This is a genomic window from Martinezella miluonensis, from assembly GCF_900094545.1.
GTDB classification, from domain to species: Bacteria; Pseudomonadota; Alphaproteobacteria; order Rhizobiales; family Rhizobiaceae; genus Rhizobium; species Rhizobium miluonense.
The window spans coordinates 33,468-46,420 of record NZ_FMAH01000049.1 but is presented as its reverse complement, the minus strand read 5'-3'; the positions used below and the strand labels follow the sequence as shown (position 1 = coordinate 46,420).

At 56.3% G+C, this 12,953-nt stretch carries 11 protein-coding genes; 5 read left to right on the top strand and 6 right to left on the bottom strand.

Features of this window, described 5'->3' with window-relative positions:
- Positions 1 to 151: 151 nt before the first annotated feature.
- Positions 152 to 1,420, top strand: coding sequence for an extracellular solute-binding protein (locus GA0061102_RS27740; RefSeq protein WP_092855223.1), 1,269 nt, complete (start codon positions 152 to 154; stop codon positions 1,418 to 1,420).
- A gap of 28 nt (positions 1,421 to 1,448) precedes the next feature.
- On the top strand, positions 1,449 to 2,540 hold the full coding sequence (locus tag GA0061102_RS27735; protein WP_139115113.1) for an alpha/beta fold hydrolase: 1,092 nt from the start codon (positions 1,449 to 1,451) through the stop codon (positions 2,538 to 2,540).
- On the opposite strand, the gene phnF is transcribed toward GA0061102_RS27735, so the two are convergent.
- A complete protein-coding gene (gene phnF, locus GA0061102_RS27730) occupies positions 2,527 to 3,261 on the bottom strand; it encodes a phosphonate metabolism transcriptional regulator PhnF (protein ID WP_092855219.1) in 735 nt (244 codons plus the stop codon). The genes GA0061102_RS27735 and phnF overlap by 14 nt on opposite strands.
- Before the next feature lie 107 nt (positions 3,262 to 3,368).
- Between phnF and GA0061102_RS27725 the strand changes: the two genes are divergently transcribed.
- The 3 genes from GA0061102_RS27725 (at position 3,369) to GA0061102_RS27715 (ending at position 7,340) form a co-directional block, all read left to right on the top strand.
- Positions 3,369 to 4,868 carry an alkaline phosphatase family protein gene (locus GA0061102_RS27725; RefSeq protein WP_092855217.1) on the top strand — a complete coding sequence of 500 codons (1,500 nt, stop codon included), beginning with the start codon at positions 3,369 to 3,371 and terminating at the stop codon, positions 4,866 to 4,868.
- A 63-nt stretch (positions 4,869 to 4,931) separates the two neighbouring features.
- Positions 4,932 to 6,176, top strand: coding sequence for an ABC transporter substrate-binding protein (locus GA0061102_RS27720; RefSeq protein WP_092855215.1), 1,245 nt, complete (start codon positions 4,932 to 4,934; stop codon positions 6,174 to 6,176).
- Between the two features lie 63 nt (positions 6,177 to 6,239).
- Positions 6,240 to 7,340 carry an aminotransferase-like domain-containing protein gene (locus GA0061102_RS27715; RefSeq protein WP_092855214.1) on the top strand — a complete coding sequence of 367 codons (1,101 nt, stop codon included), beginning with the start codon at positions 6,240 to 6,242 and terminating at the stop codon, positions 7,338 to 7,340.
- Between the two features lie 78 nt (positions 7,341 to 7,418).
- Here the strand turns inward: GA0061102_RS27715 and GA0061102_RS27710 are convergent, their stop codons facing one another.
- The 5 genes from GA0061102_RS27710 to GA0061102_RS27690 all read right to left on the bottom strand — a co-directional run bounded on the left by GA0061102_RS27710 (position 7,419) and on the right by GA0061102_RS27690 (position 12,952).
- The gene (locus GA0061102_RS27710; protein ID WP_092855212.1) at positions 7,419 to 8,504 is read right to left on the bottom strand and encodes a dienelactone hydrolase family protein; all 1,086 of its coding nucleotides are present in this window, start codon (positions 8,502 to 8,504) and stop codon (positions 7,419 to 7,421) included.
- Positions 8,505 to 8,534: 30 nt separating this feature from the next.
- A complete protein-coding gene (locus GA0061102_RS27705; RefSeq protein WP_092855210.1) occupies positions 8,535 to 9,347 on the bottom strand; it encodes a metal-dependent hydrolase in 813 nt (270 codons plus the stop codon).
- Positions 9,348 to 9,353: 6 nt separating this feature from the next.
- Entirely contained in the window at positions 9,354 to 10,577 is a 1,224-nt protein-coding gene (locus GA0061102_RS27700; protein WP_092855208.1) for an ABC transporter substrate-binding protein, read from the bottom strand.
- A gap of 93 nt (positions 10,578 to 10,670) precedes the next feature.
- Positions 10,671 to 11,705, bottom strand: coding sequence for an alpha/beta hydrolase (locus GA0061102_RS27695; RefSeq protein ID WP_092855206.1), 1,035 nt, complete (start codon positions 11,703 to 11,705; stop codon positions 10,671 to 10,673).
- Positions 11,706 to 11,758: 53 nt separating this feature from the next.
- Entirely contained in the window at positions 11,759 to 12,952 is a 1,194-nt protein-coding gene (locus tag GA0061102_RS27690) for a succinylglutamate desuccinylase/aspartoacylase family protein (protein WP_245298158.1), read from the bottom strand.
- Position 12,953: the final 1 nt, after the last annotated feature.

The following is a 12,953-nucleotide window of genomic DNA, read 5'->3' as shown; positions in this document are numbered from 1 at the left end:
CCCCTCATGGCGGCCTCAACAATTGTCGTCGCCCCTCTCATCGTCGCATTCCTCTCCGCTCAAAGATGGTTCGTCGAAGGAATGACCGGAGGGGCCGTGAAGTAATCTTCAAACCGGAAACCAACGGCTCCCAGCCGGAACGGAGAGAACAATGTTGAAAGGCCTGAAATCAATAGTTGCAGCCGTTGCGATTGTCGCGGCGAGCAGCGCCTCATACGCAGAAGAAGGCAAGATACTGCGCGTTACGGCCGCTTCCTCCGATCTTAACGCAATGTGGGTCGAACTCTGCAAAACCTTTGAGAAAGAACATCCCGGCGTCACCGTCGAACTCGATAATACAAGCAGGAATTACGACGATCTGGTGCAGGCAACCCTGCGTGCCTCCATCACTCACTCACTCCCGGACATATCGTTTCAGGGAGCCAATAGCATGAGGGTTTTTATCGACCGCAAGCTGGCCGTTCCGTTGAACCAGTTCCTGAATACGGACACGTCTGAGAGCAGGAAGGCGCTTTCGCCCGCAGTAGCGAGCATTGGCTCCCAGAGTGGAGAGACCTATGCACTCGGGTTCGGAGTGGCGGAACCAGTCGTCTATTTCAACCTCGACCTGATGAAAAAGATCGGCTTCACCGCCGACAACCTCCCCAAGAAATGGGACGATATCATCTCGGCTGGCGACAAGATCACCAAGCTGGGGGATAATAACCTTGGCCTTTTCTTCCAGTACGATAGTGCCGAATTCTTCTGGGACGCCCTGATCTTCAGCCAAGGCGCGCGGCTGATGAAAGCGGACGAAAGCGATATTGCCTTCGATGGGCCTGAGGGCCTGAAGGCTCTGGAAATCATTGCCGAGATCGGCAAGGTCGGCCAAGCCTCATCGGATATGTCCAGAGATCAGGCGCGAAGCCTGTTCGCTGCCGGCAAGCTCGCTATTCTCTTTGATTCCAACTCAAACTTGCCGCGCTTCGAAACCGACAGCAAGGATAAATTCCAAGTTGCCGTTGGCGTATTCCCCATGCTGTCTGAAAAAGGCCAGCTTCCGGCTGCCGGTTCGATTGCCATGATGTTTGCAGACACGTCAGCTAGGCAGCTCCTGGCGTGGGAGTTCCTGAAGTTCGTCACAGGCCCGACTGGACAGGGTATTGTTGCACATCGCTCCGGCTGGATACCTGCCAACGACTTCGCAATTCAGAACAGCCCGGAACTGCGTTCGCATTTCGACAAAAACCCGAACTATCACGCGAGCCTGGAACAGCTGCCTAAGCTCACCGGATGGTACGCATTTCCCGGCCCGAACTCGCTCAAGATTACGAAGGGCATTGTCGACGTGATGCGCGATGTCATGACTCTAAAGAAGAGTCCGCAGGATGGGTTGGGCGTAATGGCGACCTCCACCCGCAAGTTGCTCGCCTCTAAGTAAAACGGCGATGTCGCGAAAGGCGGGTGATGTGACAAAATTCGCTCGTCTTTACCCCGGCGAACGGTTCGCAACCTTTCGCGGCATTCCTCATATTCAATGGGATGCTATTCACGACAGCACAAGGCCCCTTGCTGTTTTTCTCACCGGTGGTGGGCACCTCGGAAGGATTGCCTACGGACATCCCGAAGGCAAAGCCAACGACTTCCTGGCGCACTGGTTGGTGGAAGAAGGCTACAATGTACTCGTTCCATCCCCACCCATCCAGCATAACCTGTTCGAAGAACCAATCCCAGACCTCAATATCTTGACCTGGTGCGAGGTTCTGCTCGACATCATCGTAGAGAAAATTCGCGATTTCGATTTGAGCAGACGGTTTGTCGCGATCGGTTGGAGCATGGCAGGCCGCTTCGCCATTCGTCTCGCCAGCGTAGCGAAGACACGAGGGATTGAAATCGACGGATTTGTCGGGCTGGCGGCAACTCCACCGATTCCCGGCCTATCACCCATCGACCAGATTCTGACACCCGTAAACCCACAAGGCTTCCGGCAATTCGTCCCGGATGGGGACAACGTTCGACAGACCGTGAGCCAAAGGTGGCTTGCGTCGCTGGAGGTGCAAAATCAGGCGGCTGGTCGAACCATAATCGACCCTGCGGCCTATCAACATGAATTTATTGGCAATTCTCCGCTCGCGCTCCATGGCGAAGCACTACGCATTCGCAGGGCAGCTGTGTATTCAGCGATCGATGAAGCTTACCAAGACGTCATGGCTTCCGCATTCTCGCAGGCACCCTTATGCGCGTCCATTTCCCCAACATCCCTGACGGATTTTCACCATTCGTTTACAGACACTGCCAATTGGGCGTATCTGACAACACATTCTATCGCTTCTCGTCTGAAGCCGTCATCGCAAGAGGCGCTTGGCTATATGTGTGGCCTTATTGATGAGATTCCGACTAGGCTTTCCCGACGCGTTCCTGGCGGGCATTTCTTGTTTGTCGGTCAACCTGGCGCGCAAGCCGTCGCAATCTCTTTCAACAAGCTGCATCTGGAAATGCTGGAAATCGCAGCAATGGTTTCTGAAGCGAGCCAGGCAAATTTTGCCATCACATATCCATGACGAATTCGACACGGCTCGAGGAGAAACAAGTCACTGCATACATTACCGGGACATTATTCTGATCGACATTCGTCACCGAAAGTTCCAGCACGCTTTCAGTCATCGATATTTGCAACCGTTTAGCCTCTTCGGCATTTGGCTGACGCGACCGTATCCGCACCGACGTCCTCCGAAAATCGGTGATGCCCACCGCCGCCAGACACGCTGTTATGGAGAGGCGTTTTTCTATGTCAGCACCAGCCTGCCGGAATACTTCGCGAATTTCCGGCAGCCGTGTCTTCGGGAAATAATTCCTCCCGTAGCTGAGGGGAATGCCATCTGCGTCTCCAAGCAACGTCGCCATCGTTGCCTCCTCTCCGATCTGGATCGCGAGGCCGGCGGCAATGCTCTTGCTTGCCGGAAGGTCCGTTAACGAAATCAGCGTTCGCCCAGGGACTTTATTCAGGCCATAAAGGTTTTCTTCAAAACGCGTGCGGGCACCCATCGAATAAGGTATCGCCTTGTGCACTACATAGGCACCTCGACCGCGTTCTATCCGGATCAAACCTTCGTCCTGCAGATGGCCCAGAGCCCGTAGAACGGTATGTCTGTTCACCCCGAAACGGACGGCCAAGTCCGGCGCCGAAGGCAATCTTGCGCCGGCGGCGAACACATCTTCTCCAATCTCCTGGGTTAGTGCCTCGGCGATTTGCCGCCAGAGATTTACACCGTCTGTCTGCATTTAGATCCTCATTCTGGCATAGCGAGTCGTTTGTCACAAAAGGTTCATTTTGGTGCCTTAATAGTGGTCTAGACTACTAGTCTACGATAGCTTTGACAAGGTTTACCATGAAGTTCCTTATTGTGAGTTTCGACGGTCTGAGACCAGATCTAATTGATTCCAAGCAGACGCCCAACCTCACTCGACTGAAGGCTATGGGTGCAACGCTGACCGGCCAAAGGACAGTTTATCCGAGCGAAACGCGAGTAGCTTTTCCCAGCCTCGTAACGGGCGCTACATCAAGCAAGCATGGGATGGTGGGAAACAAATACGTTGATCGCAACTCTAACCCACAGATGTATGTGGATACCGCTGATGCAGTGCTTCTGGACCGACTGAACCGCGAAAGCGGCGGGATGCTCATGAGCGCTCCTACGCTCGGCGAGATTCTTGGTCGAGCCGGCAAGTCACTCGCCGTCCTAGCCACCAACACTCCTGGGACAACTCGCTTTTTTCACCACAAGGCGGAAGAATTTCGACACGTCCGGATTTCCGGACATTTCGCTGAGGCTTGCTCGCCCAAGGTGACGTTGGACGCGATCACCGCACAGTTCGGCCCGTTGCCACCCGTTCCTCCGAAGGGCGAACCGGACATCGAAGCGCAGACATTCATCACGTCGGCATTCCTGGACCATGTCTGGCCGCAGCACGCGCCGGACGTAACGATCCTTTCCTATGGCGAACCGGACACGGCGTCGCATTTCAATGGAACAGGTGGAGTGAAAACACGCCAAGCACTCTCGCACTGCGACGCAGAGTTCGGACGCGTTCTGGATTGGTGGGAAAGTGAAGGGAGGGAAGCGGGAGTGCAGATCATTGCCATTTCCGACCATGGGCACATAACGGGGCACACGCAGGTCTCCGTTCTAACTGAATTAGCCGCAGCCGGTTTCCGTGTCGGCACCGCGCCCGCCGGCGACATTGATGTCGTTGTCGTTCCCGGCCAGGTCGGAGCCCTTTATTTGGCTGAGCGGACGCAGATGCAGTTGACCCGGCTGGTGGAGGCCTTGACGGACAAGCCCTGGGTGGGGCCGATCTTCACCGAGGGCCGCAACGAGGTCGAGGGGCTAGCCCCGGGAACGTTTGGGAGTGATCTTGTTTTCGGGGACCATGTGCGCGCACCCGACGTCTACTTTTGCTTCAGGGCCGACGACAGCGTGGATGAATTCGGACTTGTGGGGGGCACCTTCTACGATAACGATCGTCGACCTGGCCTTGGGGTTCACGGCGGCCTTCATCCAAAGGAACTCGCATCCGTCGGCATTGTTGCGGGCAACGCCTTCAACGGCAAAGGCCTCTTATCTCATCTTCCGACGGGTATTTGCGATATCGCTCCAACCGTACTTTCGATGCTCGGTGTGCCGCTACCGCAAACGATGACCGGCCGTGTGCTGAGCGAAGTGATCGCCGGACGGGAGCCCTCCTTCGAAACCCTGCCCGATCTTGTCGAAGGAAAGCCACAGGTCTTCGAAACGGGCATTGGCCGCTACTCACAAAGGCTTCAGCGCGTGAGTGTTGGTAACACGATCTACCTCGATGGAGGCTGGGTCAGCTCAAACGGATCCTAAGCTGCCCCCCATTTCCTTCCCCCATTCTCCTTCGTTGCAACCCTAAATTCAGGAAGACGAACAATGCGTAAGCTCTTTGGGGCCCTGGCCCTCACTGTGCCAGCTCTCTTCTGCCATCACGCCTCAGCGGAAGACTTAAACGTCCTTTACTCCAACGCCTATCTCCTGAAAAAACCGATGGACGAGATCGTCAAGGGGTTCGAGGCTTTGCATCCGGGAACGCAGGTCAAACTATCTGATGTCAAGGGATATGCAGACATGACCCAGCTCATGCTGCGGGCCGCAGTGACCGGTGGAGCACCGGATGTGGCGTTTCAGGGTACAAGCTTCCTGAGATTATTCGCCGATCGCAACTTGGCCGTTCCTCTCGATGACTTCATCAAAGAGGAGTCCGACTGGAATACATTAGGTTATTCTAAGTTCATCACAGAAGTCGGCAGAGCTAACGGGAAAATCTATGCGATCCCCTTCGCTGTTTCCATCCCGACGGTGTATTTCAACGGAGATCTGTTGAAGGCTGCCGGTGGCGATCCCGCGAACCCGCCGAAGACCTGGAAGGATATCGTAGATATCGCAAAGAAGATAAAGGCGCCGAGCGGACCGATTTATTTCGACTACACCCCGACCGGGAATTGGACCTTCATATCGCTCATCCAGGCCGCTGGCGGGTCCATGATGACGCCCGACATGAAGAAGATTGCCTTCAATGGACCGGAAGGACGAGATGCCCTGAAACTGCTTCAGAGTATCGGTCAGGCGGGCATGATGGACATGAGCCGTGACCAAGCAAAGCAAGCATTTTCGGCAGGCTCAATTGGAATCTTCATAACATCTAGTTCGGATATTACGAGCTACACCGAACAGGCCGCTGGCCGTTTCCCTGTAGTTGTTTCGCAGTTTCCGATTCCTTCGTCAAAGGGAACTCTGCCGGCAGGTGGCAGTGCGATTATGATCCATACGCAGAACCCGGCCAAGCAGAAGCTTGCCTGGGAGTTCGTCAAATACGCGACGAACCCTCAATCTCAGGCCACAATGGTCAAGGCCGCGTCCTACATTCCGGTCAACACTATTGCAGTAAATGACCCAAAGTTGCTTGGAGCATTCTACAAGGAGAATCCTAACTTAGGAGTCCCGGTCGCTCAATTGGACCACCTGGCGGGTTTCTTCGCATTCCCGGGAGAGAACTCCACGAAAATTACCAAGGTGATTCAGGACCAGTTGCAGGCAGTTATTACGCTCAAGCGGTCACCTGACGACGCCATGCATGAAATGACCAGCCAGGTCGAAGCCCTTCTGCCCAAAAATTAATAGGAAATAGACGACTACCCACATGCATGGGCAGCAGTTTATGCAACTCCCAAAGGTATTACTATGTCAACTGAACCGATAAGCTTGATCAGAACGACTCCGCCGACACCCTCCTGGCTTGGTGAGGAGTTCTCGAACGCATTTATCGACCTTTCGAAGCGGAACGATCTGTCGCAACTTCTTCGATCTCACAAGCACAACGGCGCGCCCGAAGACCGGCGCGCGGGTAGCATCTGGCTCAAACAGCGATTTGGTGACGAGCTGGACCCCGATCGCATCATCGTCACCAACGGCACGCAGAACGCATTGTTCATCACGCTGGCCACGATGGTCGGACGCGGTGGGCTCTTGCTGACGGAACGTTTAAGCTATTACGGCTTCCGCCGTCTCGCGGGCTTCCTAGGAATTGAAGTCCAGGCTATCGACATGGACGCAGATGGCGCCCTGCCCGACGCCTTCGAGGCTGTATGCAAAAGCGCGAAGCCGAAAGCCCTGTTTCTCTCTCCAACCCTCCACAATCCCACGACGATCGTGATGTCGCGCGAACGCCGATTGGCCTTGGCCGAAGTGGCGCGGAAGTACGGTGTCATCATCATTGAGGATGACGTATACGGCGTCCTGCCGGCAAGTGCACCGCCTCCCATCGCGGCCTTGGCTCCTGACGTGACCTGGCATGCAACCGGGCTGGCAAAATGCATCGCGCCTGGCTTGCGTATCGGGTATCTCGTCGCGCCAACAAAGGCTGCTGCGGCCGGCGCCTATCAGCCATTCAACACGACATCGACCTGGTTCGTCTCACCAATTTCCGCGGCAATCGTACAGAACTGGGTTGAAAACGGAACCGGTCAGCGAATCCTTGGCGCGGTCCGCGATGAGGCCGCAGCGCGGCAGATAATTGCGAGGGAACTACTGAAGGACGCGAGCTACACGACCAAGCCGGAAGCGCTTCACTTGTGGCTCGATCTTCCCGACGGCTCTTCCCAGGAAACGTTCCTTTCTGCCTGCGCGCAACGAGGCGTTCTGCTGCGCAGCGGCGAGATGTTCGCGATCTCCAAGGAACAGGCGCCGTCTGCAATTCGAATTGTGCTTGGAAGTCCGAACACTCGTGAGGAACTCACACAAGCACTAATTGGTGTTGCTGGCGCGATTCAGGCGTTCGCTTGAAATTATGTCAATCGGACTAAATCTTCGCTTGGGATGGGTGCGAACTGTCTCAGGCGAACATTTAGTCTAGTTCGTAATTTAGATGCCTTCGATTGCTTCCTCGAGACGAACGACTTCATCATACAGCTCGGACAGATACTTGATGGTATTTTGTGCGCCGGTCGAGCCAACAAAGAAAAAGTGCCCGCCAGAAATGTAACGGGTGAGGCGTTGTGGAGCTCCAATCACAGTCTCACGGAGCGATCTCCATCCATCTTCCGAAAGCGCTGAAATTGCAACGGCTGATAATCGGTTGTGAACAAGCCCCTTGGCCGTTATTTCCCCCCAAACGACCCCGTCGGTCAGCGCATGCCGAAAGTCGCTTCGATCGAGTGGCACGATTGCGGCGCAGATTGGGTAATCCTCCCCGGAAAAGGAGCCTGCGGCGTGAAGCGTTTGCACACGGTCCTGCGGCGGCTCATTCTCAAAGTACGGCTCGAGTTCTGGCCCCCAGAGCCCGCGTGGAACATTCGTCCTATAGAATTTGGCAAAGGCCAACGGCGTGATGACAGATCGGCCTTCTCCGCGGGCTGTCGCGGCAAGTTCAGCCAACCACCGCTCATCACGGTCCGTACCGTCGCGCTTGCCGCTTGCGAGGTCCCAGAGGCCATTCGGCAGCAACCGCTCCGGCGGAGTTTCCTCTCTGGTCAACCTTGGGAAAGGCGGAGTGCCACAAAGTGAGACGAAGCAGGTCAGATGAAGGCCCAGTTTGCGCAGCTCGCGCGCGAGCGCAAAAACCATCCGGCCGCCCATGCTCCAGCCAAGGGCAACGATAGCTCGACCAGCTTGTCCTCGAAGGGCCTTGGCCGTCAAGGTAGCCTGAATTCGCGCCCACTCCTCAAGCTGAAGGTCCAAAATGAGGCTGCTGAAAACTGGGTGATCACAAGGGTAGGAAAAAGCTGCCAGCCCCCAATCAGCCGCATCGAGCCAGTGGTCAATGAAATCGTTCCGATCACCCTCGGGGTGACCATAGGCGATTCTGCCGAGTACGCCACCGCCTGTCAGGAACAAGGCCAGCGGCTTTTCCGCCAACCCTGCCCTATAATAAGCGAGGGCTGGAACGCCCTCGACTTCGACAAGCTGCTCATCCGGGAAAAGCGCTCCATTTCCCTTGTTTGGTTTCATGGATGATTTCCAATCGTTATCTGCTCGACATCAGAAACTACTAACGGGCGCGCGGCGCGCCGTCCCATCATGATCGATCTCAAGCCATTCTCCCGGCCGCATCACAATCGCTTCAGGCACCGTCTCACCTCGTGTCCGAGCTTGATCAATAGCCTCAACGAACGCTGTGACCTGATGATTTTCCGGGTTCGTGTAGTGGCAGGGCAGTACGGTTCGAAGACCAAGCCACTGCGACGCGAGGACCCCTTCCTCCGGAGACAGGTCGCTGGTCAGTTTCTCGCCAGGACCAGGCGAAGACACGCCGTCTGGATTGGCGATGCCAATAGATCCGATGGTCGGCCTGTAGAGCTCGGCGAGGAGTTTCATGTCGGAGAAGAGTGACGTATCGCCCGGATGGTAGAGGCGCACATTGTCGTCAAGCATGATCACGTAGGAAAGTGGAATGCCGGATATGAACGTTCCATCAGGCATGGTCATATGCGAGCAATGCCGGCACTCAACTGTCTGGACTTCGATTCCCGCAACGGACAAGCGCATCCCCCATGCAGAGGTCCGCACCTGGGTCGTAGGAATACCCTGGCCTGTGAGAAAGGCCTTCACCTCGCCGCCACAGATGACCGGCGCTCCAGTACGGCGGGCGATGACGGCAGTATCGCCGAGATGATCCATGGCGGCGTGGGTAACGATGATCAGGTCAACCTGATCAAAGTCTTCGGCTCTCGCCGGAGAAGCCGGATTGCCGGTGAGAAACGGATCCAGAAGTACCCGCAGGCCCTCGCGGGTGATGACTTCGTACGCGGCCACTCCAAGGAACCGCATGCGAGTAAAGGAAGCGCGTGTCATTTGAACTTACCTCGGCAGAAGGTGTTGGATATCATTGACCATCAGTGTCATCGCCTCCTGCGGCGTTCGCCTCAAGGTCACCACTTGTTGAAGATAGGAACGGACGACTTCCGTGATCCGCAAGGAATTGTCACCGGGGAAAGAATACCACTCGCCGGCCTTCGTAGATGCGCGAACGGACGTCATGCGCGGATCGTTGGGACCGATGGTCTTTTTCAGCCCAGCCACACCAAGCCGATTGCCAGGAATGTAGCCTGTCGTGTCGAACATCAGTTGCTGCGCCTTGGCATCGGCCATGAACTTCATGAAGGTCCAGGCCGCCTTCTGTCGCGCCGGATCCACAGCGGTCATCATCATGCAATTGCCGCCCGCGGGCAGCCAGCCGTCCTCAGCGATCGGAATTGCTGCTGTGCGAACTTCGAATTTGGCCTGTTTGAGCAGACTCTTCAAAAAGCCGCTGGACGTCAGAAGTACGCCTACCGTGCCTGCCGAGAAAGCCTGATAGGCTTGATCCCGGGGCATATCGACCTGCCCCGCTTTGCCGAACATCTGCAGCACGCTGAGCGTCCTCATCCCTGCCGGGCCGTCGAAGGTGATCTTGCTGTCGTCCGCTGACATGATCTTGCCGCCCTGCGCGTTGATCAAAGCCATGAACGTCCAGTTTCCGGCTGCTGCGTAGTCGAAGAAGCCTCCGATGCGGTGATCGCCGAGCGCGCTGATCCTTGCCGCCAGAGCGGTAATGTCCTCCCACGTTTGAGGAAGCTGATCGGGATTGCCGCCCACTTGGCGCACCAGGTCGGCATTGTAGTAGAGGATTGGTACCGAAATGATGAACGGGAGCCCGTAAATTTTGCCGTCGTCTCGGCAAAGCTCGTCGGAAGTAGCGCTGTAACTATCTTGAACCCAATTCTTGTCAGCGTCGAGGAAGGAGGAAAGCGACGCAGCGAGTCCGCGTTTCACCGTCAAAGCCGAGCGATTGTATCCTTGGAAAATGACGTCGGGCATCGTCTTGGAAATACTGTCACGTATCAGGCGCTGAGTCAGGTCGTCATAGTCGACTGCTGGCGGCCGCAGCTTCAACTCGATTTCCGGATGCTCCGCCTTGAATGCATCAATCAGTTGAGGCGGCGTCGAAAGCGGCAGAGAAAGAACCTCGAGACTGACGGCATGCGCCTTGCCGGTCAGGAGCGCCCCAAACAGGCATAAGGATAACAATGATCGTTTGAACATAGACTGGAACCTCTAAGTCGCCGACATAAACGCCGGTGTGCTCGAATTCTCTGACGCCGCAGTCTTGCGGCGACGGATCGCTGCTCGCGTTTGTCAGTTTCCCGGCAATGCAGCCAGGAACTGCGCCGCACTTTGGATCGCCGCTTCAGCACGGGAAACGAGCCGCACACGATTGGCAAATCCATGAATCATGCCGTCATAGCGCTGTAGATCGATCGAGACGCCGGCCGCTTGTAGACGCCCCGCCATTTCAAGCTGCTCGTCGCGCAGCACGTCGAGTTCAGCCACTCCCATCCATACAGGCGGCAGGCCCTCAAGATCGGCATGGAGCGGAGCGAGGTAGGGATCCATGGGTGAGACTTCCCCCGGAACGAGGGCGCGCAAATAGTGCTCCATACGCGCCTTGGACATGCCAAACTGACCATTGCCGAACAGGCGATAGCTTTCCCTTTGCGTGTTCATGATATCGAAGACGCCGTAAAACAGCGCCATACCAACCGGAATCTTTGCCCCGGCATCGCGTCGCCGAAGTGTGGACGCTATGGCGAGAGTTGCCCCAGCCGAGCCACCGGCGACAGAAACCCGACTGGCATCCAGTCCAAAATCAGTGACAGAGGCGAATGCCCAATCGAGCACCTTGGCAATATCGCCGACGGCCGTTGGATATGGATGTTCCGGCGCAAGACTATAGTCGGTGGAAATCACCGCCAGGCGGCCATCCGCAACCATTCTTCGGCAGATGCAATCGCAGTGGTCTAGCGACCCGCGGACGAACCCGCCGCCATGCATGAAAAGCGCCACCGGCATTATATTCGAACCGTTCTTGTAGAGACGCGCGTTAAGCGGCCCCTGAGCGCCTTCGATCGTCAGGGGGACAATTGTTTCGATCTCCGGTGCTCCTTCATTCCAGAATGGAGCAAATCTCGCCTGTTGTTCGCGGTCGCCTTCGAAGGTGGTTGTCGGGCCGCCGTCAGCCGCAACCATTTCTGCGTGCTTTCCCATCGCAATTGCCATTTCTGGATCGATCAGATCGGGAGAAGCGGCCTCTGCGCCGCAGGGGGGCATTGAAGGCATCAGACGTTTACCTTGTTTGGTGGCAATCAGGCGGCACTTGTTCGATGCCGCCAAAGGCTATCGCGGGTGTGGTCGCAAACTGCCCCATGAACATTCAGGGACTGACGCTATGCAGATACCGGCTGCCAGTCTCGGGCCAGATTGAAAACGCAATCGCCGAGCCCGGTTCGAGCGGGAATCCGGCGACACATGGTGATGCCGTCAGCCCGCGCTATCACCGGTTCTGCTTCTCCCCAGGGTGCAGTGGTGAAATGGATCTGACCCACTGTCTGCCCTTCGCGGACTTCCTCACCGAGCGCCACAAACGGTTCAAACAAACCACGCTCGGTATTGCCTGCGTAGATGTAGTCTCGTGCCGGCACCCGATGCAGCAAGCGTGTTGGAAGAGCCTGTTCATCCATCAATGGCTCACGCAAAACACCGATATGATGTAGCAAGCGCGCAAGGCCATGTTCGGCGATTGACAGGGCCTTGAGTGAAACGGTCCCGCCCCCGCCGAGCTCCGTGGACATGTGATAGACCCCTGCCCGGCGACAGGCGCCGATCAATGCACTGTCACCGCCAGTCGACTGATCGATGATCATGCTGACCGGCATTCCGAATGCTTTCAGATATTCGAGTGAGTGGGCGAAACGGTCAGGCTCGGCAGAGCGAGCAATAACGCCACAGGGAAGATATTCCATGCTGCGGCTGCCAGAATGAAAATCGAAGGCATATTGAACGCGTGGCAATATTTCTGCTTCGATCAGATGCGCGATCATCGCTGTCGGCGGGCCATCCGGATTGCCTGGAAAATAGCGGTTGAGATTACCATCATCGAGTGGTGATATCCGGGTGTCTGCGCGGACCGCAGGTGCGTTCGCCGCAGGCAGAAAAATGATCTGCCCGCGAATATCCTTTGGTTGGAGGCGACGGATCAGCTTCATTAGCATGACCTGACCCTCGTATTCGTTGCCGTGATTGCCGGCCATCAGCAGGACGCGTGGCCCACCGCCATTGCGTAGGGTAACAACCGGAATGGGTTCGAAGTTGTAACCGACATCGTCTCCCGACTTGTCGTGGACTGCGAGCGGAAGGCGGAAATAGCCGGCGCTTTTTCCTTCAGCGTCCAGATCGATATCGGACCATATTTTTGATTTCGACATAGATTTTCTCACAATTATCGGGCTGCGGGTGTCGCGCAGCAGATCCGTCCACTGGATGATCTCCGCTCGACTAAAGTGTTGTCCGCCGGATTTCCGGCAGGGAGCGTGCGCTCTTGGGAGCGGGCCCCTGTGGAAACCGCGCCGTCCGTGGCTCACC

Excerpts from the sequence above, each read along its gene's own strand:
- GA0061102_RS27740 (WP_092855223.1), top strand. The coding sequence starts at position 152 with ATGTTGAAAGGCCTGAAATCAATAGTTGCAGCCGTTGCGATTGTCGCG.
- phnF (WP_092855219.1), bottom strand. The coding sequence starts at position 3,261 with ATGCAGACAGACGGTGTAAATCTCTGGCGGCAAATCGCCGAGGCACTA.
- GA0061102_RS27725 (WP_092855217.1), top strand. The coding sequence starts at position 3,369 with ATGAAGTTCCTTATTGTGAGTTTCGACGGTCTGAGACCAGATCTAATT.
- GA0061102_RS27720 (WP_092855215.1), top strand. The coding sequence starts at position 4,932 with ATGCGTAAGCTCTTTGGGGCCCTGGCCCTCACTGTGCCAGCTCTCTTC.
- GA0061102_RS27715 (WP_092855214.1), top strand. The coding sequence starts at position 6,240 with ATGTCAACTGAACCGATAAGCTTGATCAGAACGACTCCGCCGACACCC.
- GA0061102_RS27710 (WP_092855212.1), bottom strand. The coding sequence starts at position 8,504 with ATGAAACCAAACAAGGGAAATGGAGCGCTTTTCCCGGATGAGCAGCTT.
- GA0061102_RS27705 (WP_092855210.1), bottom strand. The coding sequence starts at position 9,347 with ATGACACGCGCTTCCTTTACTCGCATGCGGTTCCTTGGAGTGGCCGCG.
- GA0061102_RS27700 (WP_092855208.1), bottom strand. The coding sequence starts at position 10,577 with ATGTTCAAACGATCATTGTTATCCTTATGCCTGTTTGGGGCGCTCCTG.